Raw genomic sequence first — 24,891 nt, forward strand, 5'->3', positions numbered from 1 at the left:
AAACACCAACGGCCACCCGAACGCTTGAGATGTCCCCACTACTGCGCCCGACACTTCTGGCCCTCTGCCTGGGCCTGAGCTGCACCGCCATGCTGCACGCCGAAGAGCCTGCCAGCGAAGAGAAACCCGCCAGCGCTGCGGCCAGCGGCGAAGCTGCCGCTCCGGCCCAGCCCGCCACGCCCGCCGCCGCCCCGCGCGAGCCGCTGCCCGAGCGCAGCAGCGAAGACGCCGCCGGCCTGGAACGGCAACTGCCGGCCAGCGAGCAGCAACAGCTGCAGGCCGGCGACGAGCACTTCCTGGCCTTGTGGAAGCCGGCCAACGCCGCTGAGTCGCGCGGTGTGATCATCCTGGTGCCCGGTGCCAACGAGAGCGCCGACTGGCCCAGCGTGATCGGCCCGCTGCGCCTGAAACTGCCGGACAGCGCCTGGAGCACCCTGAGCCTGAGCCTGCCCGACAGCGCTCCGCCACCCATGCCGGAAGCCGTGCTGCCGCGGCCGATTGTGGCGGTCAGCGCCTCCACCGAGACACCCGCCGCGCCGCCGGTCGAACCGGCCAGCGAGCCAGCTGCCGAGACGCCCGCCGGCACTGACGCCAGCGGCGCAGCAGCAACCCCGCCCGCCACCGACACAGCGGCCACAGTACCCGTAGTGGTCGACCCCAGCGTGCGCATCTTCGCCCGCCTGCAGGCCGGCCTCGACTACGCCGACCAGCAGGGCGCCAAGCGCGTGGTGCTGCTCGGCCATGGCGATGGCGCCTACTGGGCCGCGCGCTTTCTCGCCGAGCAGAAACCGGCCAACCTCGAGCACCTGCTGAGCATCGCCGCCCACCAGCCGGAGGGTTCGGCCCCGCCGCTGGAAGAGCTGCTGCCCGGCCTCAAGCTGGCCACCGGCGATTTCTTCTACAAGGATCAGCCGGACGATCGCAGCGCCGCGGTCAAACGCCTGCAGGCCAGCAAGCGCCTGGCCCACCCGAGCTACCTGCAGCTGGCGCTCAAGGCTCTGCCAGGCAATCAGGATGCCGAGCAGGAACAGCTCTACCGGCGCGTGCGCGGCTGGCTGGACAAGCAGCTGCCGGCAAAGGAATAAGCCCGGCTCCGCTCAGCGGAAGCCGCGGCGCTGGCGCACCAGCTCGTAGGCGCTCTGCAGCTCGCGGGTCTTTTCCGTGGCGGTACGCAGCTGCGCGGCACTGGCGCCGCTGCCGGCCAGCTTGTCCGGATGGTGGCGGCTGAGCAGGCGACGGTAGGCGCGCTTGATCGCCGCCGGCTCGCTGTCGCTCTGCACCCCGAGCAGGCGCAAAGCCGCCTGGTAGTCGCCCGGCGATGGCTCGCGGCTGCGCTTGGCCGGCTCGTACTCGTCGGCCAGTCCGTCCAGCGCTGTCTGCGCCCAGCCCAGCGCCTGGCCCCATTCCTGGATCAACTGATACTCCGCCGGGCTCACTCGGCCATCGGCCCAGGCCATGCGCCAGCAGGTACGCAGCAGCACTTCGCCACGCTCGGGGCGCCGGCGCAGCGCAGCCAGCGGCCCGTGCAGCGCCATCTCGGCCAGCTTGCCGCGGGCGAAGGCATCCATCGCCCGGCGCGTGGCCGCCTCGTCCAGGCCGAGGCGCTGCATCTCGCTGCGCGCCATGCGGATATGGCTGTCGAGCACCCGCCCGTCGCACTTGGCCAGGCGGCCGAGAAGCATGAACAGCAGCTCGTCATCGTCCATCTCGCGGGCGCGCACCAGCAGGCCACGCAGCTGCGCCCAGGACTGCAAACGCAGCTGGCGATCGAGCAACTGGCCCAGCAGGGCACCGAGCAGGGCGCCGGGGATGCTGGCCAGGGCCCAGCCCGCGGCGGCACCGATCAGGGTCGAAGGCCAGAGCACCTCAGGCCTCCGCCACCAGCAACCGCTCGACTTCGGCCAGGCGCTCGTGGGTACCGACATCCACCCAGCGTCCGGCGAAGCGCTCGCCGCTGACCTGCCCCGCCGCCATCGCCTGGCGCAGCAGCGGCGCCAGCTTGAAGGCACCCGCCGGGCAACCGGCGAACAGCTGCGGATGCAGCACGGCGATACCGCTGTAGGTCAGGCTCGGCTGGCCGGCGATGGCATCGCTGACCTGGCCGTCGCGCAGCTGGAAGTCGCCGCCCTGGTGATGGCCGGGGTTGTCCACCAGCACCAGATGAGCCAGGCCGGCAAGCGGGCGGCGCAGGGCGGCGAAGTCGTAGTCGCACCAGATATCGCCATTGACCACCAGGAAGGGTTCGTTCCCCAGCAGCGGCAGCGCCCTGCTGATGCCGCCGCCGGTTTCCAGCGGCTCGCCCTCGGCCGAATAGCGGATGCACAGACCGTAACGTGCACCATCGCCGAGGTAATCCTCGATCTGCTGGCCGAGCCAGGCGTGGTTGATCACCAGCTCGCTGAAGCCGGCGGCGGCCAGGGCGCGCACATGGAACTCGATCAGCGGCACGCCGCCGGCGCGCACCAGCGGCTTGGGTGTGTGCAGGGTCAGCGGGCGCAGGCGCTCCCCCTTGCCCGCGGCGAGGATCATTGCCTTCATGCCGGTTGCGCCTGGTGTTGCGGCAGGCTGGCCAGCAGCTCGCCGAGCGCGGCCAGTTCGGGGCGGCGCGCCAGCACCGCTTCTATATAAGAGAAGAACCGCGGCACATCGCCCAGGTATTTGGGCTTGCCGTCGCGGTGGCAGATACGGGCGAAGATGCCGATCACCTTGAGGTGGCGCTGCAGCCCCATCAGGTCACTGGCGCGGTGGAACTCGGCGAAGCTGTCCGGCAGTTCGATGCCCGCTTCCTGCGCCAGCTGCCAGTAACGCTGCAGCCAGCCATGCACGCGCTCCTCCGGCCAGCTGAGGAAGGCATCCTTGAACAGGCTGGTGACGTCATAGCTGACCGGGCCGTACACCGCATCCTGGAAATCCAGCACGCCGGGGTTGGGGTTGCTGAGCATCAGGTTGCGCGGCATGTAGTCGCGGTGCACCAGCACCCGCGGCTGGGCCAGGGCGCTGCTGACCAGCAGATCGCAGACCTGCTGCCACAGCGCCTGCTGGGCGGCATCCAGCTCGACACCCAGGTGGCGCTGCAGGTACCAGTCGGGGAACAGCTGCAGCTCGCGGCGCAGCAGGGCATCGTCATAGGCCGGCAGCTGGCCGGCGAGCGGCACCTGCTGCAGGGCGATCAGCGCCTGCAGCGCCTGCTCGAACAGGGCATCGGCGTTGTCCGCATCGAGCACCTCCAGCCAGGTCTGGCGGCCCAGGTCGTCGAGCACCAGGAAGCCGCGCTCGAGATCGGCGGCGAGAATCTGCGGCACATGCACGCCCGCCTCGGCGAGCAGGCCGGCCACCTTGACGAAGGGGCGGCAGTCTTCCTGGGGGGGCGGCGCGTCCATCAGGATCAGACTGCGGCCGTTGCCTTCCCAGCGGAAGTAACGGCGGAAACTGGCGTCACTGCTGGCGGCGGTAAAGCGCTCGCAACGCACTTCACCCCACTGGCGGGCGGCGAACAACGGGGGCAAACACTCTTCCAGCCAGCTCTGCAGAAGCTGGAGGCGGACATCTTGATCAGGCATTGCAAGGGTCTCCGACGGCGCTAGCCGTTGCGCGGGTCATGCTTTATTATCCAGCATCTTTTTTCGCCCATCGAGAGGCGTGCGGCCCCCGCGGGTCGAAGGCGCGCAGGAAGCCCGGACTAACAAGATGGCAGTAAAACTCCCCGTGTTCCGTAAAAAATTCCCGTTGCTGGTGACTGGCGGCCTGCTGGCCCTGCAACCCCTCAGCTGTTCTTTCGTCGTGGCTGCCGAGCAGTTCGACTGCCAGGCCTCCGCCTCCGGTGGTTGGGCCTGTGCGCCGCAGAACAATACCGCCAGCCAGCTGCCACGCCCGCAGCACAGCGACTCGGCCGTCAGCTCGATCGCCGGCACCAGCGCAGCTGCCGCAACCACGGCGCAGGCCGGCGGTAGCGCCGAGGCCGAGTCCGGTCAGAGCACCGCCGTGCTGGTGACCGAGAGCGAAGGCAAAGGCCTGAGCAGCCGCAGCGCCGACTACAGTCACCTCGACTGGGTACCGCGCGAGAAACTCACCAGTGCCCAGCTGGCGGAAGTCGGCCCCTACTGCGCCGGCTCCTACGTCGAGCCGCTGCGTCCGGGCATGAGCGACGACACGCCGATGAACGAAGCGCCGCTGTTCGTCTCGGCCAAGGTGTCGCGCTACGAGCAGGAAAAACAGACCGCCACCCTCGCCGGTGACGTGGTACTGCGCCAGTCGAGCATGCAGATCGAGGCCGACGAGGCCAGCCTGCACCAGACCGAGAACCGCGGCGAGCTGGTCGGCAACGTCAAGCTGCGCGACAACGGCGCCCTGGTGGTCGGCGACCGCGCCGAGATCCAGCTGGACAACGGCGAAGCCAAGATCGAGAACGCCGAGTACGTGATCCACAAGGGCCACGTGCGCGGCAGCGCGCTGTACGCCAAGCGCGAAGAAAGCGCCATCATCCGCCTCAAGGACGGCACCTTCACCCGTTGCGAGCCGGGCAGCAACGCCTGGCACTTGAAGGGCAACAACGTCAAGCTGAACCCGGCTACCGGCTTCGGCACCGCGACCAACGTGACCCTGCGGGTGAAAGACATTCCGGTGTTCTACACCCCGTATATCTATTTCCCGATCGACGACCGTCGCCAGTCCGGCTTCCTCGCGCCGAGCTTCGGCAGCGGCGGCGACACCGGCGTCTATCTGCAGACCCCGTACTACTTCAACCTCGCGCCGAACTACGACGCCACCCTCTATCCGACCCTGATGACCAATCGCGGTCTGCTGATGGAAGGCGAGTTCCGCTACCTGACCAAAAGCAGCGAAGGCCAGGTCGGCGCCGCCTACCTGGACGACCAGGAAGACGAGCGCAAGCTGCAGTCCGAGTACGAAGACCAGCGCTGGCTGGTCAACTGGCAGAACAAGACCGGCCTGGACTCGCGCCTGCTGGCCGAGGTCGATTACACCGACATCAGCGACCCGTACTACTTCCAGGATCTCAACACCGACCTGGGCATCGACACACCCAGCTACGTGAACCAGCGCGGCACCCTGACCTGGCGTGGCGACAGCTACACCGCCCGCCTCAACGCGCATGCCTATGAAATGGCCACGGTCACCGACATCACTCCATACGACCGTCTGCCGCAGCTGACCCTGGATGGCGTTCTGCCCTTCCAGCCGGGCGGCCTGAACTTCGCCTACGGCACCGAGCTCGTGCGCTTCGACCGCGACCTGCGCAGCGGCTACTTCAGCGATGAAGACGGCAACCTGGAGTCCTGGTACGACAACCGCATCAAGGGTCTGGCCCGCGCCAATGGTGACCGCATCCATGTCGAGCCAAGCGTCAGCCTGCCGCTCTCCAACAGCTGGGGCTTCGTCAAGCCGACCGTCAAGTACATGCAGACCGAGTACGACCTCGATCTCGACCAGCAAGGCAAGAACACCCTGCTCGCCGAACAGGACTACAGCAGCAGCCAGAGCCGCGGTGTAGGTCTGTTCAGCCTGGATAGCGGCCTGTACTTCGACCGCAACACCCAGCTGTTCGGCACCAGCTACCGCCAGACCCTGGAACCGCGCCTGTTCTACCTCTATGTCCCGGAGGAAGACCAGACCGACATCCCGGTGTTCGACACCAGCGAGACCACCTTCAACTACGCCTCGCTGTTCCGCGAAAACCGCTTCACCGGCAAGGATCGCATCGGCGACGAGAACAAGCTGTCGCTGGGCGCCACCAGCCGCTGGATCGAACAGAACGGCTTCGAGCGTCAGCGCTTCAGCCTCGGCCAGGCGCTCTACTTCGCCGACCGCAAGGTGCAGCTGCCAGGTATCGACTACAAAGGCCGCGCCGACGCCCAGGCCAACGTGTCGCCCTACGCAATGGGATACCAGTACCGCTTCAACCGCGACTGGCGCCTGAATTCGGACTTCAACTGGGATCCGGACAGCCACAGCACCCGCTCGGGTAGCGTGATGTTCCACTACCAGCCGGAAGACAACCCGAACAAGGTGGTCAACGCCGGTTACCGCTACCGCAACGACACCGTGCGCTACGACCAGTCCACCGGTAACTGGGTGGTCGGCGGCGGCGACTTCGGTACGCCGGGCACCCCGGGCTACATCAAGGACTACTACAAGATCGACCAGCACGACTTCTCGGTCATCTGGCCGGTCATCCCGCAGTGGAGCGCCATCGCCCGCTGGCAGTACGACTACAACCGCAGCCGCACCCTAGAGGCCTTCGGTGGTTTCGAGTACGACAGCTGCTGCTGGAAACTGCGCCTGATCAACCGTTACTGGGTCGACTACGACGAGACCAGCCTCAACCCCAACACCAACGAAGACTCCGACCGCGGTATCTTCCTGCAGATCGTCCTCAAGGGCCTCGGCAACGTAATGGGCAGCAAGGTAGGCGGCTTCCTCGACCAAGGCATTCAAGGTTATAGCGAACGTGAAGAACAAGCTTTCTGATTGCCTGCGCCCCCTGCTGTTGGGCGCAGTTTTCCTGAGTAGCGTGGCCCAGGCCGACCTGCAGTCCCTCAACCGGGTGGTGGCCATTGTCGATAACGACGTGATCATGCAGAGCCAGCTCGACCAGCGCGTGCGCGAAGTCGAGCAGACCATCGCCAAGCGCGGCGCCGAAGCGCCGCCGCTGGATGTGCTGCAGCAGCAGGTGCTGGAACGCCTGATCGTCGAGAACCTGCAGCTGCAGATCGGCGACCGCTCCGGCATCCGCATCACCGACGAAGAACTCAACCAGGCCATGGCCAGCATCGCCCAGCGCAACCGCCTGACCCTGGATCAGTTCCGTGCCGCCCTGGCCCGCGACGGCCTGTCCTATGACGACGCCCGCGACCAGATCCGCCGCGAGATGGTCATCAGCCGCGTGCGTCAGCGCCGCGTGGCCGAGCGCATCCAGGTCACCGAGCAGGAAGTGCAGAACTTCCTCGCCTCCGACCTGGGCAAGATGCAGCTGTCGGAAGAGTACCGCCTGGCCAACATCCTGATCCCGGTGCCGGAAGGTGCCTCGCCGGAAGTCATCCAGACTGCCGGCAAGCGCGTCAGCGAGGTCTACAGCCAGCTGCGCAACGGCGCCGACTTCGCCCAGCTGGCCATTTCCAGCTCGGCCAGCGAAACCGCCCTGGAAGGCGGCGAGATCGGCTGGCGCAAAGCCGCCCAGCTGCCGCCACCGTTCGACACCATGATCGGCGCCCTGAGCGTCGGTGAAGTCACCGAACCGGTACGCACCCCGGGCGGCTTCATCATCCTCAAGCTGCTGGAGAAGCGTGGCGGCAGCAACGCGGTACGCGATGAAGTGCACGTGCGCCACATCCTGATCAAGCCCAGCGAAATCCGCAGCGAAGCGGAAACCCGCCGCCTGGTCGAGCGCCTGTACGAACGCATCACCGCCGGCGAAGACTTCGCCGAGCTGGCGAAGAACTACTCCGAGGATCCGGGCTCGGCGCTCAACGGCGGCGACCTCAACTGGATCGACCCCGAGTCGCTGGTGCCGGAATTCCGCGAAGTCATGGCCAACACCGCCACCGGCGAGCTGTCCAAGCCGTTCAAGAGCCCTTACGGCTGGCACGTCCTGGAAGTCATCGGTCGTCGTGCCACCGACAGCAGCGAGCAGATGCGCGAGCAACAGGCGATGAACCTGCTGCGCAACCGCAAGTACGACGAAGAGCTGCAGAGCTGGCTGCGCCAGATCCGCGACGAAGCCTACGTCGAGATCAAGCTCTGATCGGCTGATCGCGCCACACCCGAGCCCGGCATGCCCACGCAGCGCCGGGCTTTTTTTCGCCACCGCGGCCACAAGGCCTAGAGTGGTTATCCAGACTGTTGCACCACGAGGCCGCCATGACCGCATCCCGCCTGTTTGCCCTGACCCCCGGCGAGCCCGCCGGTATCGGCCCTGACCTGTGCCTGCTGCTGGCCCGCGAGGCCCAGCCGGCAGCCCTGGTGGCGATTGCCAGCCGCGCCCTGCTGGCCGAGCGCGCCGCCCAGCTGAAACTGAGCATCGACCTGATCGAAGTCGGCCCCGGCACCTGGCCAAACGCACCCGCCCCGGCCGGCAGCCTGTATGTCTGGGACACCGCGCTGGCCGCCCCGGTGCAAGCCGGGCAACTGGACAAGGCCAATGCCGCCTACGTGCTGGAGACCCTGACCCGCGCTGGCCAGGGCTGCATCGACGGCAGCTTCGCCGGGATGATCACCGCCCCGGTGCACAAGGGCGTGATCAACGAGGCCGGCATTGCCTTCTCCGGGCATACCGAGTTCCTCGCCGAACTGACCGCCACCGAGCAGGTGGTGATGATGCTGGCCACCCGTGGCCTGCGCGTGGCCCTGGTCACCACCCACCTGCCGCTCAAGGATGTCGCCGCCGCCATCACCGCCGAGCGTCTGACGCGGGTCACCCGCATTCTGCATGCCGATCTGGTGGAGAAGTTCGGCATCGCCCAACCGCGCATCCTGGTCTGCGGCCTCAACCCGCATGCCGGCGAAGGCGGCCACCTGGGCCGCGAGGAAATCGAGGTAATCGAGCCAACCCTGGAACAGCTGCGTAGCGAGGGCCTGAACCTGATCGGCCCGCTGCCGGCCGACACCCTCTTCACCCCCAAGCACCTCGAGCACTGCGACGCGGTGCTGGCCATGTACCACGACCAGGGTCTGCCGGTGCTCAAGTACAAGGGTTTCGGCGCGGCGGTCAACGTCACCCTGGGCCTGCCGATCATCCGCACCTCGGTCGACCACGGCACCGCCCTCGACCTGGCCGGCAGCGGCAAGATCGACTGCGGCAGCCTGCAGGTAGCCCTGGAAACCGCCTACCAGATGGCCAGCGCGCGCCAGGCCTAGAGCCGGCAGTGCTGCGATGCAGGCGGCTCGCCCGCCACCGCAGCCGAATCGGCGCTTAGAGCCTGGCCGGTTCGCTGCTAAACTGCGCCTCTTTCGTATTGCGCTTTAAGCTTGTGGCTTGAAGCTTGGAGCTGTTCCGATGTCCGAATACCAACACCGCGCGCGCAAGCGCTTCGGCCAGAACTTCCTGCATGACGCCGGGGTGATCCACCGCATCCTGCGCGCCATCCACGCCAAAGAAGGCGAGCGCCTGCTGGAAATCGGCCCGGGCCAGGGCGCCCTCACCGAGGGCCTGCTGGGCAGCGGCGCGCAACTTGACCTGATCGAGCTGGATCTCGACCTGATCCCCATCCTGCAGGGCAAGTTCGGCCACCTGGACAACTTCCGCCTGAACCAGGGCGACGCCCTCAAGTTCGACTTTGCCCGCCTCGAAGCCGCGCCGCGCAGCCTGCGGGTGGTCGGCAACCTGCCGTACAACATCTCCACCCCGCTGATCTTCCACCTGCTGGACAACGCCCCGCTGATCCGCGACATGCACTTCATGCTGCAGAAGGAAGTGGTCGAGCGCCTGGCCGCCGAGCCGGGCGGCGGCGACTGGGGCCGCTTGTCGATCATGGTGCAGTACCACTGCCGCGTGGAGCATCTGTTCAACGTCGGCCCCGGCGCGTTCAACCCGCCGCCCAAGGTCGACTCGGCCATCGTGCGCCTGGTGCCGCACGAGGTGCTGCCGCACCCGGCCAAGGATCACCGCCTGCTTGAGCGGGTGGTGCGCGAAGCCTTCAACCAGCGCCGCAAGACCCTGCGCAACACGCTCAAGCAGCTGCTCCCCGGCGAAGCCATCGAGGCGGCCGGTGTGGATGGCGGCCTGCGTCCGGAACAGCTCGACCTGGCGGCCTTCGTCCGTCTGGCCGACCAGCTGGCCCTGCGCACCGAACGCGCGCCGCAGGACTAAACTGCCTTTCCAGCTTGCCGAGTTTTTCGCATGTCCGATCAGCGCTACCAGGTTGACGTCAGCGTCACCACCCGCCATCTGCCGGAGCAGTCCAATCCGGAGCAGAAGCGCTATGCCTTCGCCTACACCGTGACCATCCACAACAGTGGCGCGGTGGCGGCCAAGCTGCTCAGCCGCCACTGGATCATCACCGACGGCGACGGCCGCGTGCAGGAAGTACGTGGCGCCGGAGTGGTCGGCCAGCAGCCGCACCTCGAGCCCGGGCAGAGCCACACCTACAGCAGCGGCACGGTCATGGCCACGCTGGTCGGCAGCATGCACGGCAGCTATCAGATGGTCGCCGACGACGGCACCCGCTTCGACGCTCCCATCGCCCCGTTCCGCCTGGCCGTGCCGGGAGCCCTGCACTGATGGCCACCTACGCCGTCGGCGACCTGCAAGGCTGCCTGCAACCGCTCAAGTGCCTGCTCGCGGAAGTGGCCTTCGACCCGGCCCGCGATCGCCTGTGGCTGGTCGGCGACCTGGTCAACCGTGGCCCCGAGTCGCTGGAAACCCTGCGCTTTCTCTATGCCATGCGCGACGCCCTGGTCTGCGTGCTGGGCAACCATGACCTGCACCTGCTGGCCGTGGCCCACAACATCGAACGCCTGAAGAAGAACGATACCCTGCAGGAAATCCTCGACGCGCCGGATCGCGCCGAACTGCTCGACTGGCTGCGCCAGCAGAAGCTGATGCACTACGACGAGCAGCGCGACCTCAGCCTGGTGCATGCCGGCATCGCCCCGCAGTGGACGGTGGAAAAAGCCCTCAGGCGCGCGGCGGAAGTCGAGGAGGCCCTGCGCGACGACGCCCGCCTGCCGCTGTTCCTCGACGGCATGTACGGCAACGAGCCGGCCAAGTGGGACAAGAGCCTGCATGGCATCACCCGCCTGCGGGTGATCACCAACTACTTCACCCGCATGCGCTTCTGCACGGCCGACGGCACCCTCGACCTGAAGAGCAAGGAAGGCATCGACACCGCCCCGCCCGGCTACGCCCCCTGGTTCAGCTACCCGCAGCGCAAGGCGCGCGGGCGCAAGATCATCTTCGGCCACTGGGCCGCGCTGGAGGGTAACTGCGACGAGCCGGGCCTGTCCGCACTCGACAGTGGCTGCGTATGGGGCGGCGCCCTGACCCTGATGAATATCGACAGCGGCGAAAGGTTCCGCTGCGACTGCAAGGAGATTCCCGCATGAGCGAGTTCAAACGCATCCCCCCGCAGCAGGCCCAGGCCCTGCGTGAACAGGGCGCCGTGGTGGTCGACATCCGCGATCCGCAGAGCTTTGCCAATGGCCATATCAGCGGCTCGCAGCACCTGGACAACCACTCGCTGCCCGACTTCATCGCCAAGGCCGACTTCGACCAGCCGCTGATCGTCACCTGCTACCACGGCAACTCCAGCCAGAACGCCGCCGCCTACCTGGCCCACCAGGGCTTCGCCGAGGTCTACAGCCTGGATGGCGGCTTCGAGCTGTGGCGCAGCCAGTACCCGGACGAAGTCGCCCAGGGCAGCGCCGAATAATTTTTTACACAGGGCGCGAAGCCGCGCCCCACGCCAGCTGCAGGGCAGTTACCGACGAACGGCAACACCTTGTCACCCTTGCTTCACGCTTGACGCTGCCGAATCCGAACTACTCTTAAGACGAGGCCATCCAAAAGGGAGAGCCGGCACACCGGTTCCGGGCCATCGGTAGCGTTTTTGAGGTGTTCTGGGGGATTCCCAACGGCTGAACAGTCGTCTCCCCGCGCACCCGCCCGAATGACCCGCGCCGGCTCCATGCAAGCGAGCGAGGTGCAGTCATGAGTATATTCAGCCACTTCCAGCAACGCTTCGAGGCGACTCGCCAGGAAGAGTATTCCCTGCAGGAATATCTCGACCTGTGCAAAGCCGATCGCAGCGCCTATGCCACGGCAGCGGAACGCCTGCTGATGGCCATCGGCGAGCCGGAGCTGATCGATACCTCGAGCAACTCGCGGTTGTCGCGGATCTTCTCCAACAAGGTGATCCGCCGCTACCCGGCCTTCGCCGACTTCCATGGCATGGAAGAGTGCATCGACCAGATCGTTGCCTACTTCCGCCATGCGGCCCAGGGCCTGGAAGAGAAGAAGCAGATCCTCTACCTGCTCGGCCCGGTCGGCGGCGGCAAGTCCTCGCTGGCCGAGAAGCTCAAGCAGCTGATGGAGAAGGTGCCCTTCTACGCGATCAAGGGTTCGCCGGTGTTCGAATCGCCGCTCGGCCTGTTCAACGCCACCGAGGATGGCGCCATCCTCGAGGAAGACTTCGGCATCCCGCGGCGCTACCTGAACAGCATCATGTCGCCCTGGGCCACCAAGCGCCTGGCCGAGTTCGGCGGTGACATCAGCCAGTTCCGCGTGGTCAAGCTGTACCCCTCGATCCTCAACCAGATCGCCGTGGCCAAGACCGAGCCGGGCGACGAGAACAACCAGGACATCTCCGCCCTGGTCGGCAAGGTGGATATCCGCAAGCTCGAGGAATTCCCGCAGAACGACGCCGACGCCTACAGCTACTCGGGCGCCCTGTGCCGGGCCAACCAGGGTCTGATGGAGTTCGTCGAGATGTTCAAGGCGCCGATCAAGGTACTGCACCCCTTGCTCACCGCCACCCAGGAAGGCAACTACAACAGCACCGAAGGCCTCGGCGCAATTCCCTACAGCGGCATCCTGCTGGCCCACTCCAACGAGTCGGAATGGCACAGCTTCCGCAACAACAAGAACAACGAGGCGTTCATCGACCGCATCTACATCGTCAAGGTGCCGTACTGCCTGCGCGTCACCGACGAAGTGAAGATCTACGACAAGCTACTGATCAACAGTTCCCTGGCCCACGCCCACTGCGCGCCGGACACCCTGAAGATGCTCGCCCAGTTCTCCGTGCTCAGCCGCCTGAAAGAGCCGGAAAACTCCAACATCTACTCGAAGATGCGCGTCTACGACGGCGAGAACCTCAAGGACACCGACCCCAAGGCCAAGTCGATCCAGGAGTACCGCGACACCGCCGGGGTGGATGAAGGCATGACCGGCCTGTCGACCCGCTTCGCCTTCAAGATCCTGTCCAAGGTGTTCAACTTCGACCCGCACGAGATCGCCGCCAACCCGGTGCACCTGCTCTATGTGCTGGAACAGCAGATCGAGCAGGAACAATTCCCCGCCGAGGTGCGCGAACGCTACCTGCGCTTCATCAAGGAATACCTGGCGCCGCGCTACATCGAGTTCATCGGCAAGGAAATCCAGACCGCCTACCTGGAGTCCTACAGCGAGTACGGGCAGAACATCTTCGACCGCTACGTGCTGTACGCCGACTTCTGGATCCAGGATCAGGAATACCGCGACCCGGAAACCGGCGAGATCCTCAACCGCGTGGCCCTCAACGAGGAATTGGAGAAGATCGAGAAACCGGCCGGCATCAGCAACCCGAAGGACTTCCGCAACGAGATCGTCAACTTCGTGCTGCGCGCCCGCGCCAACAACAACGGCAAGAACCCGACCTGGCTCAGCTACGAGAAGCTGCGCGTGGTGATCGAGAAGAAGATGTTCTCCAACACCGAGGATCTGCTGCCGGTCATCAGCTTCAACGCCAAGGCGAGCAAGGAGGATCAACAGAAGCACAACGACTTCGTCACCCGAATGGTCGAGCGTGGCTACACCGAGAAGCAGGTACGCCTGCTGTCCGAGTGGTATCTGCGGGTTCGCAAGTCGCAGTAACCCGTCGCCGGCGCGCCGCCCCAAGCGGCGCCGGCCGCCATGCGCCCGGTGGGCGCATGCGCTAAGGAGACGTCATGAGCTATGTGATCGACCGGCGCCTGAATGGCAAGAACAAGAGCACGGTAAACCGCCAGCGCTTCCTGCGGCGCTACCGCGACCACATCAAGAAGGCCGTGGAGGAGGCCGTCAGCCGGCGCTCCATCACCGACATGGAGCACGGCGAACAGATCAGCATTCCCGGCCGCGATATCGACGAGCCGGTGCTGCACCATGGCCGCGGCGGCAAGCAGACCGTCGTCCACCCCGGCAACAAGGAATTCACCAGCGGCGAACGCATCGCCCGCCCGCAAGGCGGTGGTGGCGGACGCGGCAGCGGCAAGGCGAGCAACTCCGGCGATGGCATGGACGAGTTCGTGTTCCAGATTACCCAGGAGGAATTCCTCGACTTCATGTTCGAGGATCTCGAGCTGCCCAACCTGGTCAAGCGCCACCTGACCGGCAGCGACACCTTCAAGACCGTACGCGCCGGCATCAGCAGCGAGGGCAACCCGTCGCGCATCAACATCATCCGCACCCTGCGCTCGGCCCACGCGCGGCGCATTGCCCTGTCCGGCAGCAGCCGCGCCAAGCTCAAGCAGGCCCTGGCCGAACTGGAGCGGCTGAAACGCGACGAGCCGGACAACTTCGGCGATATCCAGGCCCTGGAGGCGGAAATCGACAAACTGCGCGCACGCATCAACCGCGTGCCGTTCCTCGATACCTTCGACCTCAAGTACAACCTGCTGACCAAGCAGCCCAACCCCAGCTCCAAGGCGGTGATGTTCTGCCTGATGGACGTGTCCGGCTCGATGACCCAGGCCACCAAGGACATCGCCAAGCGTTTCTTCATCCTCCTGTACCTGTTCCTCAAGCGGAACTACGACAAGATCGAGGTGGTGTTCATCCGCCACCACACCAGCGCGAAAGAGGTCGACGAGGAGGAGTTCTTCTACTCGCGGGAGACCGGCGGCACCATAGTCTCCAGCGCGCTGAAGATGATGCAGGAGATCATGGCCGCGCGTTACCCGATCAACGAGTGGAACATCTATGCCGCCCAGGCGTCGGACGGCGACAACTGGAATGACGATTCACCCATCTGCCGCGATATCCTGATCAACCAGATCATGCCGTTCGTGCAGTACTTCACCTACGTCGAGATCACCCCGCGCGAGCACCAGGCGCTGTGGTTCGAGTACGAGCAGGTCGGCGAGAGCTACGCCGACACCTTTGCCCAGCAGCAACTGGTCTCGGCCGCGGACATTTACCCGGTGTTCCGCGAACTGTTCCAGCGCCGCCTGGTGACCTGAGGGGAACCGCGATGACCGCCTCCGAGAAGAAACGCCAGCCGATCTCCGTCGGCTCGGAATGGACCTTCGAACTGATCCGCAGCTACGACCGCGAGATCGCCCGCCTGGCCGAGCGCTATGCCCTCGACACCTACCCCAACCAGATCGAGGTGATCACCGCCGAGCAGATGATGGACGCCTACGCCTCGGTCGGCATGCCGCTGGGCTACCACCACTGGTCGTACGGCAAGCACTTCCTCAGCACCGAGAAAGGCTACACCCGTGGGCAGATGGGCTTGGCCTACGAGATCGTGATCAACTCCGACCCGTGCATCGCCTACCTGATGGAAGAGAACACCATGTGCATGCAGGCACTGGTGATCGCCCATGCCTGCTATGGCCACAACAGCTTCTTCAAGGGCAACTACCTGTTCCGCACCTGGACCGACGCCAGTTCGATCATCGACTATCTGGTGTTCGCCAAGCAGTACATCATGCAGTGCGAGGAGCGCCACGGCATCGACGCGGTGGAGGAGCTGCTGGATTCCTGCCACGCCCTGATGAACTACGGCGTCGACCGCTACAAACGGCCCTACCCGATCTCCGCCGAAGAAGAGCGGCGTCGGCAGAAGGATCGCGAGGAACACCTGCAGAAGCAGATCAACGACCTCTGGCGCACCATTCCCAAGAGCGCCAGCAAGGGCCACGACCAGGACAACAAGCGCTGGCCGGCCGAGCCGCAGGAAAACATTCTGTACTTCCTCGAAAAGCACGCCCCGCTGCTGGAGCCCTGGCAGCGCGAGATCATCCGCATCGTGCGCAAGATTGCCCAGTACTTCTACCCGCAACGCCAGACCCAGGTGATGAACGAAGGCTGGGCCACCTTCTGGCACTACACCCTGATGAACGACCTGTACGACGAGGGCCTGGTCACCGATGGCTTCATGATGGAGTTCCTCCAGTCGCACACCGGGGTGATCTACCAGCCCGGCTTCGACAGCCCCTACTACAGCGGCATCAACCCCTACACCCTGGGCTTCGCCATCTACTGCGACATCCGCCGCATCTGCGAACACCCTACCGAGGAAGACCGCCGCTGGTTCCCCGAGATCGCCGGCAGCGACTGGCTGAGCACCCTGAAGTTCGCCATGCAGAACTTCAAGGACGAGAGCTTCATCCTGCAGTTCCTCTCGCCCAAGGTAATCCGCGACCTCAAGCTGTTCAGCGTGCTCGACGACGACCAGCAGGACGACCTGCTGGTGCCGGCGATCCACGACGAGCCGGGCTACCGGGCGATCCGCGAGACCCTCGCCGCCCAGTACAACCTGGGCAACCGCGAGCCTAACGTGCAGATCTGGAGCGTCGACCGCCGCGGCGACCGCTCGCTGACCCTGCGCCACCAGCAGCACGACCGCAAACCGCTGGGCGACTCCACCGGCGAGGTGCTCAAGCACCTGCACCGCCTGTGGGGCTTCGACATCCACCTGGAAATCCGCCAGGGCGAGCAGATCGTCGGCCTGCAGCACGTGCCACCACGTAGCGAACAGGACAGCGACAGCGAGTACCCGCGCCTGGATCTGGTGATCCCGCCGATCTAGGCAGTCACGGCGAGCGCCGGCAACGGCGCTCATCCGGCTTTTCGCTTATCCTCCGCGGCAACGGAGGATTCATTCATGCAGATTTACAAGGTCGGCGGCGCCGTGCGTGACCGCCTGCTCGGCTTGCCGGTCAGCGATATCGACTGGGTGGTGGTCGGCGCCACGGCCGAGGCCATGCAGGCCCAGGGCTTTCGCCCGGTGGGCGAGGACTTCCCGGTGTTCCTGCATCCGCAGAGCGGCGAGGAATACGCCCTGGCCCGCACCGAGCGCAAATCCGGCCAGGGTTACGGCGGCTTCACCTTCTACGCCAGCCCGGAAGTGACCCTGGAAGAAGACCTGATCCGCCGCGACCTGACCGTCAACGCCATGGCCGAGGACGACAGCGGCCAGGTCATCGACCCCTACGGCGGCCGGCAGGATCTTGAACAACGCCTGTTGCGTCACGTCTCCCCCGCTTTCGCCGAAGACCCGCTGCGCGTATTGCGCGTGGCCCGCTTTGCCGCCCGCTATGCCCCGCTGGGTTTTGCCGTGGCCGCGGAAACCCTGGCCCTGATGCGTCAGTTGGCCGAGTCCGGCGAACTCCAGGCACTCACCGCCGAGCGCAGCTGGAAGGAAATCTCCCGTGCCCTGCTGGAACCGCGCCCGGATGTGTTCATCCAGGTGCTGCGCGACTGCGGCGCCCTGGCCGAACTGCTGCCGGAAGTCGACGCGCTGTTCGGCGTGCCGCAGACCGCCGCGCACCACCCGGAAGTCGACACCGGCGTGCACCTGCAGATGGTGCTGCAGCAATGCGCCCGCCACGCCCAGCCGCTGACGGTGCGCTGGGCCTGCCTGCTGCATGACCTGGGCAAGGGCAGCACCCCGGAAACCGAATGGCCGCGACATATCGCCCACGAGGTACGCGGGCTGAAGCTGATCCGCGCGGTCAACGCGCGCTGCAAGGTGCCCAAGGACTGCGCCGAACTGGCCTTGCTGGTCGGCGAATACCACACCCACGGCCACCGCGCCCTGGAACTGCGTCCACACACGCTGCTGGAGCTGCTGCAGAGCTTCGACGTGTACCGCCGCCCGCAGCGCTTCGAGGAATTCCTCGCCGCCTGCGAGATGGATGCCCGCGGCCGCCTGGGTTTCGAAGAGCGCGAATACCCGCAAGCCGCCTACCTGCTCGGCGCTATGCAGGCGGCTCGTGCGGTGACGGTGCAGCCTTTGCTGGAGAGGGGCCTGCAGGGTGCCGAGCTGGGCGAGGCACTCAAGGGCGAACGGCTCAAGGCGCTCAAGGCCTACAAGGCCAGCGCCCAGACTTAGACTGGGCTGCCCGTCTTATACGGGCGCGGGGAACTCGCGCAGCAGCTCGACCGGCGTCAGCTCGGCTGCTCGCCACTGGAAGGCTACAGGCCATAGTTGCTGGTCGATCTGCGCCGTGCGCCACAGCTCGGCAAAGCTGCGCCCGCTGGCCGGATGCACGGCCTGCGGCACCAGCAGTGCCAGCGGCCAGAGCACGAAGGCATTCTTGAGGATCTCGGCTCGCGGCAGCACCAGCCCGTCGAAGTTGCCCACCAGGTCGCCGTACAGCAGCACGTCGATATCCAGCGGCAGGCCCTTGCGGTTCGGCGCGTAGCGGCCGTTGTCCGCCTCGATGAACTTCAGCCGCCGATCCAGCTCGGTCAGCGGCAGATCGGTGTGTGCGCTGACCACCAGATTGAAGAACGGCCCGCTCTTGATCCCCACCGGCGCGCTCTCGAACACCGGCGAGCAGTGCAGGTCATGGAGGAATCCGGCCAGGGCATCGAGCCCCGCGCACAGGTGCGCATTGCGCTCGATATTGCTGCCCAGGCCCAGCAGTACTCGGGTCATGGCTGGCTGCGCTCGATTTCCACGCCCACCGCGCGGGCGCTAGGATTGGCCCCCGGCTTGGTCGCCTTGAGCCGCAACCAGGGCATGCCGAACTCGGCCAGCAAGCTTGCCGCCAGGCGCTCGGCAAAGGTCTCGACCAGCTCGAACTGGGCCTGCGCGGCAAACGCCTGCACATGCTGGTGCACGGCGGCGTAGTCGAGCGCCAGGCTCAGCTCGTCACCCGCCGCCGCCGGGCGGATGTCCCAGGCGAAGGTCAGATCCAGCTGCAGGCACTGGCGAATCCCGCGCTCCCAGTCGTAGGCCCCGATCAGGGTGTCGACTTCCAGGCCTTCGATGAAGACTTTGTCCAAGCATTTCTCCACAGCACGACAAGAGCCACGCCCCGCCGCTAGAATCGGAGCTCCCTCGCCCCGGAATGGAAACCATGTTCTGGTTGTTGGTGCCGCTCGCCTACCTGCTTGGCTCGCTGTCCTTCGCCATCCTGCTCAGTCGCCTGAGCGGCGGCCCCGACCCGCGCGCCAGCGGCTCGGGCAATCCCGGCGCCACCAACATGCTGCGCGTGGCCGGGCGCAAGCTGGCCATCCTCACCCTGCTCGGCGACCTCGGCAAGGGCCTGCTGCCAGTGCTGGTCGCCAACCTGCTCGGCCTCGACATCCGCCAGCAGGCCTGGGTCGGCCTCGCCGCCGTGATCGGCCACCTCTACCCACTGTACTTCCGCTTCAAGGGCGGCAAGGGCGTGGCCACCGCCGCCGGCATGCTGCTCGGCCTGTATCCCCCCGCCGCCCTGCTGGCCCTCGCCGCCTGGGCGCTGACCTTCGTGCTGACCCGCACCAGCTCGCTGGCCTCGCTGATCGCCACGCCGCTGACCCTGCCGCTGCTGGCCTGGCAGCAACCGGCGGCGCTGCTGCCAATGTGCGCGCTGACCGGATTGATCGTCTGGCGCCACCGTAGCAATTTACGCGACCTGTTCGCCGGGCGCGAACGGCACTTCTGAATCCGCCGGCGACAGCCACCTCAGATGGCCGGCAGCTGCTCCATCGGCCAGCGCGCCTGCACACCGATCGCCGGGCCATCCTGCTGGCCGGCCAGCAGCCGCTGGCAACCGGCGTAGGCAATCATCGCGCCGTTGTCGGTGCAGAAGCGCGGACGGGCGTAGAACACCCGGCCCTTGAACTCGCCGAGCATCTTTTCCAGGGATTGGCGCAGCGCCTGGTTGGCACTGACCCCGCCGGCGATCACCAGACTGTTCAGACCGGTCTGCTTGAGCGCGCGACGGCACTTGATGGTCAGCGTATCGACCACCGCCTGCTGGAAGGCCAGCGCCACGTCGGCACGGGTCTGCTCGCTGGCATCGCCGGCCTCGCGGCACTGCTGCCAGGTGTTGAGGGTGAAGGTCTTCAGGCCGCTGAAGCTGAAATCCAGGCCCGGACGATCGGTCATCGGCCGCGGGAAGGTGAAGCGCCCCGGCGTGCCGCGCTCGGCCAGGCGGGCAATCTCCGGGCCGCCGGGATAGGGCAGGCCCATCAGCTTGGCAGTCTTGTCGAAGGCCTCGCCGGCGGCATCGTCCACCGACTCGCCGAGCAACTGGTAATGACCGATGCCGTCGACCCGCACCAGCTGGGTGTGGCCACCGGAAACCAGCAGGGCGACGAACGGAAAGGCCGGCGGCTGTGCCTCCAGCATCGGCGCCAGCAAGTGGCCTTCCATATGATGCACGCCGACCGCCGGAATGCCCCAGGCAAACGCCAGGGCCTGAGCGCAGGAAGCACCGACCAGCAGTGCGCCGACCAGGCCGGGGCCCGCGGTGTAGGCGATGGCCTCGATCTGCGTGCGCTCCACGCCGGCCTCGGCCAGCACCTCGCGGATCAGCGGCAGCATGCGTTTGACGTGATCGCGCGAGGCCAGCTCCGGCACCACGCCACCAAACACGCGGTGCTGCTCGATCTGGCTGAACAGGGCATCGGCCAGCAGACCGCGCTCGCTGTCGTACAGGGCGACACCGGTTTCATCGCAGGAGGTTTCCAAGCCCAGCACCAGCATGGGTTCGCGCCTTTAATACGGGGAAATTCGAAGGCGCGCATAATAAGCGCCGCCCCACGACCCGGCCAGTGCTTTTCGATCAGAGGCTTTGCATTCTGCGGAACGAGGCGTTAATATCCGCAACCCTTGAAAACCGACGTATTCCCGTGCCCTAGCCGGATCGCGTCGTCCATTCGGTAAAACAGTGAAGGTACGACCTGGATGCCAGCCGTCAAAGTAAAAGAGAACGAACCCTTCGACGTAGCTCTGCGTCGCTTCAAGCGCTCCTGCGAAAAAGCCGGTGTACTGGCCGAAGTTCGCAGCCGCGAGTTCTACGAGAAGCCCACCACCGAGCGCAAGCGCAAGGCAGCTGCTGCTGTTAAGCGTCACGCCAAGAAAGTGCAGCGCGAACAGCGCCGCCGTGAGCGCCTGTACTGAGTTATCAGTCGCGCCGCTGAGGTTTCCGCACTGCCCGGCCTATGCCGGGCTTTGCATTTTCAGGCTCCACTCAACTCCGCTTCGCCGACTGGCGAATGACCGGAGTTTTTTCGTTTATGCTCCCGCCTCTGGCAACCGCACACTGACGAGCTCATGGCCGGCCTGATCCCGCAATCCTTCATCGATGACCTGCTCAACCGCACCGACATAGTCGAGGTGGTGAGCTCGCGCATCCAACTGAAGAAGGCCGGCAAGAACTACACCGCCTGCTGCCCGTTCCACAAGGAAAAGACCCCCTCCTTCAGCGTCAGCCCGGACAAGCAGTTCTATTACTGCTTCGGCTGCGGCGCCGGCGGCAACGCCCTCGGCTTCGTCATGGATCACGACAGCCTGGACTTCCCCCTGGCCGTCGAGGAGCTGGCCAAGCGCGCCGGTATGGAAGTGCCGCGCGAGGATGGCGGACGCGGGGGCAAACCGCGCCAGCCGACCGACTCGCCGCTCTACGCTCTGCTCACGGCCGCCAGCGACTATTACCGCCAGGCCCTGAAGAGCCACCCGACACGCAAGGCGGCAGTGAACTACCTCAAGGGCCGCGGCCTGTCCGGCGAGATCGCCCGCGACTTCGGCCTGGGCTTCGCCCCGCCCGGCTGGGACAACCTGCTCAAGCACCTGGGCGGCGACGCCCTGCAACAGAAGGCCATGATCGACGCCGGCCTGCTGATCGAGAACAGCGACAGCGGCAAACGCTATGACCGCTTCCGCGACCGCGTGATGTTCCCCATCCGCGACAGCCGCGGACGCATCATCGCCTTTGGCGGCCGAGTGCTCGGTGACGACAAGCCCAAGTACCTGAACTCCCCGGAAACCCCAGTATTCCACAAGGGCCAGGAGCTCTACGGCCTGTACGAGGCGCGCAAGAGCAACCGCGACCTCGACGAGATCATGGTGGTCGAAGGCTACATGGACGTCATCGCCCTGGCTCAGCAGGGCCTGCGCAACGCGGTGGCCACCCTCGGCACGGCCACCAGCGAGGAACACCTCAAGCGCCTGTTCCGCCTGGTGCCCAGCGTGCTGTTCTGCTTCGACGGCGATGCGGCCGGACGCAAGGCCGCCTGGCGCGCCCTGGAGTCGACCCTGCCGAGCCTGCAGGACGGGCGCCGCGCGCGCTTCCTGTTCCTCCCCGAAGGCGAAGACCCGGACAGCCTGGTACGCGCCGAAGGCACCGACGCCTTCCGCGCCCGCATCAACCAGCACGCCCAGCCGCTGGCCGACTACTTCTTCCAGCAACTGTGCGAAGAAGCCGACCCGCGCTCCCTGGAAGGCAAGGCGCACCTGGCCACCCTGGCTACCCCACTGATCGAGCAGATCCCTGGCATCAACCTGCGCGCCCTGATGCGCCAGCGCCTCGGTGAAATCACCGGCCTCAACAGCGAAGCGCTCAACCAGGTCAGCCGCAGCACGCCAGCGCCTGCCACCCACCCGGTCACCAGCGACTATGCGGACGACCACTATTACGACAGCCAGCCGGACTACGGCGATATCGCCGACTACGCCAACCACATCGAGCCGCCCGCCGAGCAGGACTTCGAGCCCAAGAAGAACTGGAAGAAAGGCGAAGGCAAGCCATGGAAGAAGGACGGCAACTGGAAGAAGGGCGGCCGCGACGAACCGCCGCGCCCACCACGCAAGCCGGTCAGCGTCGAATCACCGACCCTGACCGCCTTGCGCACCCTGCTGCACCACCCGGCACTGGCGCAGAAGGTCGAGGATGCCAGCCACTTCGCCGCCGAGGACGACACCTATGCCCAGCTGCTGGTCGCCCTGCTCGGCGCCCTGCAAAAGGCGCCGCAGCTGCGCTCGCTGCAGCTGATCGCACGCTGGCATGGAACCCCCCAGGGGCGCCTGCTGCAGGCCCTGGCGGAAAAGGAATGGCTGATCGATCAGGACAATCTTGAAAAGCAGTTCTTCGACACCATTACTACACTTGCCAGTAGCCAACTGCAGAAACGGCGCGAGCAGCTCCTGCGCAGCGTCATGCAAAAAAGCCCCAGTGAACTGACTCCGGAAGAGAAGACTCTACTGAGAGAACACTTCAGCCTCTCCTCTTCACCAGGCGACAAGAGCCCAACTGGCGCCTGATCCGCAAAATCGGGTATAATCCTCGGCTTATTTTCAGCCCGCCAAGACCTTCAGTGGATAGGGTGCCATGTCCGGAAAAGCGCAACAGCAGTCTCGTTTGAAAGAATTGATCAGCCGCGGTCGTGAGCAGGGTTACCTGACTTACGCGGAGGTCAATGACCACCTGCCGGAGGATATTTCCGATCCGGAACAGGTGGAAGACATCATCCGCATGATCAACGACATGGGGATCAACGTATTCGAGAGTGCCCCGGATGCGGACGCCCTGTTGCTGGCCGAAGCCGATACCGATGAAGCCGCTGCCGAGGAAGCCGCCGCTGCCCTGGCCGCAGTAGAAACCGACATCGGCCGCACCACCGACCCGGTGCGCATGTACATGCGCGAAATGGGTACCGTGGAACTGCTGACCCGCGAAGGCGAGATCGAAATCGCCAAACGCATCGAGGAAGGCATCCGCGAAGTCATGGGCGCCATCGCCTTCTTCCCTGGCACCGTCGACAGCATCCTCGGTGAATACCAGCGCATCGTCAGCGAAGGCGGCCGCCTGTCCGACGTTCTCAGCGGCTACATCGACCCGGATGACGGCAGCCTGCCGGCCGAAGAAGTTCCGGTCGACCTGAAGAGCGCCACTCCGGCCGCCGAAGCGGCCGAGGACGAGGAAGAAGCCGAAGGCGACAGCGACGACGAAGAAGAAGGAGATGGCGGCCCGGATCCGGAAGAAGCCGCACGCCGTTTCGGCGCCGTTTCCGAGCAAATGGAAAAGGCCCGCAAGGCCCTGAAGAAGCACGGCCGCCACAGCAAGCAGGCAAACAATGAACTGCTGGCCCTGGCCGAGCTGTTCATGCCGATCAAGCTGGTGCCCAAGCAATTCGACGCCCTGGTCGAGCGCGTACGCGGCTCGCTGGAACAGGTACGTGCCCAGGAACGCGCCATCATGCAGCTGTGCGTGCGCGACGCGCGCATGCCGCGTGCCGATTTCCTCAAGCTGTTCCCCGGCAACGAAATCGACGAAAGCTGGGCCGCCGGCCTGGCCAAGGGCAAGGCCAAGTACGCCGAAGCCATCGGCAACCTGCAGGGCGACATCCAGCGCTGCCAGCAGAAGCTGATCGCCCTGGAAGCCGACACCAGCCTGGCCATCGCCGAAATCAAGGACATCAACCGCCGCATGTCCATCGGCGAAGCCAAGGCGCGCCGGGCGAAGAAAGAGATGGTCGAGGCCAACCTGCGCCTGGTTATCTCCATCGCCAAGAAGTACACCAACCGTGGCCTGCAGTTCCTCGACCTGATCCAGGAAGGCAACATCGGCCTGATGAAGGCGGTGGACAAGTTCGAATACCGGCGCGGCTACAAGTTCTCGACCTACGCCACCTGGTGGATCCGCCAGGCGATCACCCGCTCGATCGCCGACCAGGCGCGCACAATCCGTATCCCGGTGCACATGATCGAGACGATCAACAAGCTCAACCGTATCTCCCGCCAGATGCTCCAGGAGATGGGCCGCGAGCCGACTCCGGAAGAGCTGGGCGAGCGCATGGAAATGCCCGAGGACAAGATTCGCAAGGTACTGAAGATCGCCAAAGAGCCGATCTCCATGGAAACCCCGATCGGCGACGACGAAGATTCGCACCTGGGCGACTTCATCGAGGACTCCACCATGCAATCGCCGATCGACGTGGCGACCGTGGAAAGCCTCAAGGAAGCCACCCGCGAAGTACTGGCCGGCCTCACTGCCCGTGAAGCCAAGGTGCTGCGTATGCGCTTCGGCATCGACATGAACACCGACCACACCCTCGAGGAAGTCGGCAAGCAGTTCGATGTGACCCGCGAGCGCATCCGCCAGATCGAAGCCAAGGCCCTGCGCAAGCTGCGCCACCCGACGAGAAGCGAGCACCTGCGCTCCTTCCTCGACGAGTAACAACAAAACCCCCGGCAC

Annotated in this window: 22 protein-coding genes; 16 read left to right on the top strand and 6 right to left on the bottom strand. The window is 65.7% G+C overall.

Annotation, left to right across the window (positions count from 1 at the left end):
- The first annotated feature begins 29 nt into the window (after positions 1-29).
- On the top strand, positions 30-1,085 hold the full coding sequence (locus A9179_RS19825; protein WP_187807913.1) for an alpha/beta hydrolase family protein: 1,056 nt from the start codon (positions 30-32) through the stop codon (positions 1,083-1,085).
- A gap of 12 nt (positions 1,086-1,097) precedes the next feature.
- On the opposite strand, the gene djlA is transcribed toward A9179_RS19825, so the two are convergent.
- Genes djlA through A9179_RS19840 form a run of 3 tightly spaced genes read right to left on the bottom strand, consistent with a single transcriptional unit; the run spans position 1,098 to position 3,560 of the window.
- Entirely contained in the window at positions 1,098-1,865 is a 768-nt protein-coding gene (gene djlA, locus A9179_RS19830) for a co-chaperone DjlA (protein ID WP_187807914.1), read from the bottom strand.
- 1 nt (position 1,866) lies between these two features.
- Positions 1,867-2,538: an N-acetylmuramate alpha-1-phosphate uridylyltransferase MurU gene (gene murU / locus A9179_RS19835; RefSeq protein ID WP_187807915.1), complete on the bottom strand. Its 672-nt coding sequence runs from the start codon at positions 2,536-2,538 to the stop codon at positions 1,867-1,869.
- On the bottom strand, positions 2,535-3,560 hold the full coding sequence (locus A9179_RS19840) for an aminoglycoside phosphotransferase family protein (RefSeq protein WP_187807916.1): 1,026 nt from the start codon (positions 3,558-3,560) through the stop codon (positions 2,535-2,537). The genes murU and A9179_RS19840 overlap by 4 nt, the downstream gene beginning before the upstream one ends.
- Before the next feature lie 127 nt (positions 3,561-3,687).
- Here A9179_RS19840 and A9179_RS19845 point away from each other — a divergent pair, with 127 nt between their 5' ends.
- From A9179_RS19845 to A9179_RS19895, 11 genes are all read left to right on the top strand, one after another.
- The gene (locus tag A9179_RS19845; protein WP_187807917.1) at positions 3,688-6,486 is read left to right on the top strand and encodes an LPS-assembly protein LptD; all 2,799 of its coding nucleotides are present in this window, start codon (positions 3,688-3,690) and stop codon (positions 6,484-6,486) included.
- The gene (locus A9179_RS19850; RefSeq protein WP_187807918.1) at positions 6,467-7,759 is read left to right on the top strand and encodes a peptidylprolyl isomerase; all 1,293 of its coding nucleotides are present in this window, start codon (positions 6,467-6,469) and stop codon (positions 7,757-7,759) included. Before A9179_RS19845 ends, A9179_RS19850 begins: the two co-directional genes overlap by 20 nt.
- Positions 7,760-7,875: 116 nt before the next feature.
- A complete protein-coding gene (pdxA, locus tag A9179_RS19855; RefSeq protein WP_187807919.1) occupies positions 7,876-8,871 on the top strand; it encodes a 4-hydroxythreonine-4-phosphate dehydrogenase PdxA in 996 nt (331 codons plus the stop codon).
- A gap of 139 nt (positions 8,872-9,010) precedes the next feature.
- Positions 9,011-9,823 (top strand): 16S rRNA (adenine(1518)-N(6)/adenine(1519)-N(6))-dimethyltransferase RsmA, encoded by an 813-nt coding sequence (gene rsmA / locus A9179_RS19860; RefSeq protein ID WP_187807920.1) that lies wholly within the window; start codon positions 9,011-9,013, stop codon positions 9,821-9,823.
- Positions 9,824-9,853: 30 nt separating this feature from the next.
- Positions 9,854-10,234, top strand: a complete 381-nt coding sequence (gene apaG, locus A9179_RS19865; protein WP_187807921.1) for a Co2+/Mg2+ efflux protein ApaG — start codon at positions 9,854-9,856, stop codon at positions 10,232-10,234.
- On the top strand, positions 10,234-11,058 hold the full coding sequence (locus A9179_RS19870; protein WP_187807922.1) for a symmetrical bis(5'-nucleosyl)-tetraphosphatase: 825 nt from the start codon (positions 10,234-10,236) through the stop codon (positions 11,056-11,058). The genes apaG and A9179_RS19870 overlap by 1 nt, the downstream gene beginning before the upstream one ends.
- Positions 11,055-11,384, top strand: a complete 330-nt coding sequence (gene glpE / locus A9179_RS19875) for a thiosulfate sulfurtransferase GlpE (RefSeq protein ID WP_187807923.1) — start codon at positions 11,055-11,057, stop codon at positions 11,382-11,384. Before A9179_RS19870 ends, glpE begins: the two co-directional genes overlap by 4 nt.
- Before the next feature lie 278 nt (positions 11,385-11,662).
- The gene (locus A9179_RS19880) at positions 11,663-13,585 is read left to right on the top strand and encodes a PrkA family serine protein kinase (RefSeq protein ID WP_187807924.1); all 1,923 of its coding nucleotides are present in this window, start codon (positions 11,663-11,665) and stop codon (positions 13,583-13,585) included.
- 74 nt (positions 13,586-13,659) lie between these two features.
- Complete coding sequence (locus tag A9179_RS19885) at positions 13,660-14,931, top strand: YeaH/YhbH family protein (protein WP_187807925.1); 1,272 nt, start codon at positions 13,660-13,662, stop codon at positions 14,929-14,931.
- 11 nt (positions 14,932-14,942) lie between these two features.
- Positions 14,943-16,508 carry a SpoVR family protein gene (locus A9179_RS19890; protein WP_187807926.1) on the top strand — a complete coding sequence of 522 codons (1,566 nt, stop codon included), beginning with the start codon at positions 14,943-14,945 and terminating at the stop codon, positions 16,506-16,508.
- 75 nt (positions 16,509-16,583) lie between these two features.
- Entirely contained in the window at positions 16,584-17,813 is a 1,230-nt protein-coding gene (locus tag A9179_RS19895; RefSeq protein WP_187807927.1) for a multifunctional CCA addition/repair protein, read from the top strand.
- Between the two features lie 15 nt (positions 17,814-17,828).
- On the opposite strand, the gene folK is transcribed toward A9179_RS19895, so the two are convergent.
- Positions 17,829-18,362, bottom strand: a complete 534-nt coding sequence (gene folK / locus A9179_RS19900; RefSeq protein WP_187807928.1) for a 2-amino-4-hydroxy-6-hydroxymethyldihydropteridine diphosphokinase — start codon at positions 18,360-18,362, stop codon at positions 17,829-17,831.
- Positions 18,359-18,712, bottom strand: a complete 354-nt coding sequence (gene folB / locus A9179_RS19905; protein ID WP_187807929.1) for a dihydroneopterin aldolase — start codon at positions 18,710-18,712, stop codon at positions 18,359-18,361. The genes folK and folB overlap by 4 nt, the downstream gene beginning before the upstream one ends.
- Before the next feature lie 74 nt (positions 18,713-18,786).
- Between folB and plsY the strand changes: the two genes are divergently transcribed.
- Positions 18,787-19,356: a glycerol-3-phosphate 1-O-acyltransferase PlsY gene (gene plsY, locus A9179_RS19910; protein WP_187807930.1), complete on the top strand. Its 570-nt coding sequence runs from the start codon at positions 18,787-18,789 to the stop codon at positions 19,354-19,356.
- Positions 19,357-19,376: 20 nt separating this feature from the next.
- On the opposite strand, the gene tsaD is transcribed toward plsY, so the two are convergent.
- A complete protein-coding gene (tsaD, locus tag A9179_RS19915) occupies positions 19,377-20,402 on the bottom strand; it encodes a tRNA (adenosine(37)-N6)-threonylcarbamoyltransferase complex transferase subunit TsaD (RefSeq protein WP_187807931.1) in 1,026 nt (341 codons plus the stop codon).
- 201 nt (positions 20,403-20,603) lie between these two features.
- Here tsaD and rpsU point away from each other — a divergent pair, with 201 nt between their 5' ends.
- The 3 genes from rpsU (at position 20,604) to rpoD (ending at position 24,873) form a co-directional block, all read left to right on the top strand.
- Complete coding sequence (gene rpsU / locus A9179_RS19920) at positions 20,604-20,819, top strand: 30S ribosomal protein S21 (RefSeq protein WP_021702507.1); 216 nt, start codon at positions 20,604-20,606, stop codon at positions 20,817-20,819.
- Positions 20,820-20,972: 153 nt separating this feature from the next.
- Complete coding sequence (gene dnaG / locus A9179_RS19925) at positions 20,973-22,958, top strand: DNA primase (RefSeq protein ID WP_187807932.1); 1,986 nt, start codon at positions 20,973-20,975, stop codon at positions 22,956-22,958.
- A 67-nt stretch (positions 22,959-23,025) separates the two neighbouring features.
- Complete coding sequence (rpoD, locus tag A9179_RS19930) at positions 23,026-24,873, top strand: RNA polymerase sigma factor RpoD (protein WP_187807933.1); 1,848 nt, start codon at positions 23,026-23,028, stop codon at positions 24,871-24,873.
- The last annotated feature ends 18 nt before the right edge of the window (positions 24,874-24,891 follow it).

The sequence above is a fragment of the Pseudomonas alcaligenes genome (assembly GCF_014490745.1).
Taxonomy (GTDB): domain Bacteria; phylum Pseudomonadota; class Gammaproteobacteria; order Pseudomonadales; family Pseudomonadaceae; genus Aquipseudomonas; species Aquipseudomonas alcaligenes_C.

Excerpts from the sequence above, each read along its gene's own strand:
- A9179_RS19825 (WP_187807913.1), top strand. The coding sequence starts at position 30 with ATGTCCCCACTACTGCGCCCGACACTTCTGGCCCTCTGCCTGGGCCTG.
- murU (WP_187807915.1), bottom strand. The coding sequence starts at position 2,538 with ATGAAGGCAATGATCCTCGCCGCGGGCAAGGGGGAGCGCCTGCGCCCG.
- A9179_RS19840 (WP_187807916.1), bottom strand. The coding sequence starts at position 3,560 with ATGCCTGATCAAGATGTCCGCCTCCAGCTTCTGCAGAGCTGGCTGGAA.
- A9179_RS19845 (WP_187807917.1), top strand. The coding sequence starts at position 3,688 with ATGGCAGTAAAACTCCCCGTGTTCCGTAAAAAATTCCCGTTGCTGGTG.
- pdxA (WP_187807919.1), top strand. The coding sequence starts at position 7,876 with ATGACCGCATCCCGCCTGTTTGCCCTGACCCCCGGCGAGCCCGCCGGT.
- rsmA (WP_187807920.1), top strand. The coding sequence starts at position 9,011 with ATGTCCGAATACCAACACCGCGCGCGCAAGCGCTTCGGCCAGAACTTC.
- apaG (WP_187807921.1), top strand. The coding sequence starts at position 9,854 with ATGTCCGATCAGCGCTACCAGGTTGACGTCAGCGTCACCACCCGCCAT.
- A9179_RS19870 (WP_187807922.1), top strand. The coding sequence starts at position 10,234 with ATGGCCACCTACGCCGTCGGCGACCTGCAAGGCTGCCTGCAACCGCTC.
- glpE (WP_187807923.1), top strand. The coding sequence starts at position 11,055 with ATGAGCGAGTTCAAACGCATCCCCCCGCAGCAGGCCCAGGCCCTGCGT.
- A9179_RS19880 (WP_187807924.1), top strand. The coding sequence starts at position 11,663 with ATGAGTATATTCAGCCACTTCCAGCAACGCTTCGAGGCGACTCGCCAG.
- A9179_RS19885 (WP_187807925.1), top strand. The coding sequence starts at position 13,660 with ATGAGCTATGTGATCGACCGGCGCCTGAATGGCAAGAACAAGAGCACG.
- A9179_RS19890 (WP_187807926.1), top strand. The coding sequence starts at position 14,943 with ATGACCGCCTCCGAGAAGAAACGCCAGCCGATCTCCGTCGGCTCGGAA.
- A9179_RS19895 (WP_187807927.1), top strand. The coding sequence starts at position 16,584 with ATGCAGATTTACAAGGTCGGCGGCGCCGTGCGTGACCGCCTGCTCGGC.
- folK (WP_187807928.1), bottom strand. The coding sequence starts at position 18,362 with ATGACCCGAGTACTGCTGGGCCTGGGCAGCAATATCGAGCGCAATGCG.
- plsY (WP_187807930.1), top strand. The coding sequence starts at position 18,787 with ATGTTCTGGTTGTTGGTGCCGCTCGCCTACCTGCTTGGCTCGCTGTCC.
- tsaD (WP_187807931.1), bottom strand. The coding sequence starts at position 20,402 with ATGCTGGTGCTGGGCTTGGAAACCTCCTGCGATGAAACCGGTGTCGCC.
- rpsU (WP_021702507.1), top strand. The coding sequence starts at position 20,604 with ATGCCAGCCGTCAAAGTAAAAGAGAACGAACCCTTCGACGTAGCTCTG.
- dnaG (WP_187807932.1), top strand. The coding sequence starts at position 20,973 with ATGGCCGGCCTGATCCCGCAATCCTTCATCGATGACCTGCTCAACCGC.
- rpoD (WP_187807933.1), top strand. The coding sequence starts at position 23,026 with ATGTCCGGAAAAGCGCAACAGCAGTCTCGTTTGAAAGAATTGATCAGC.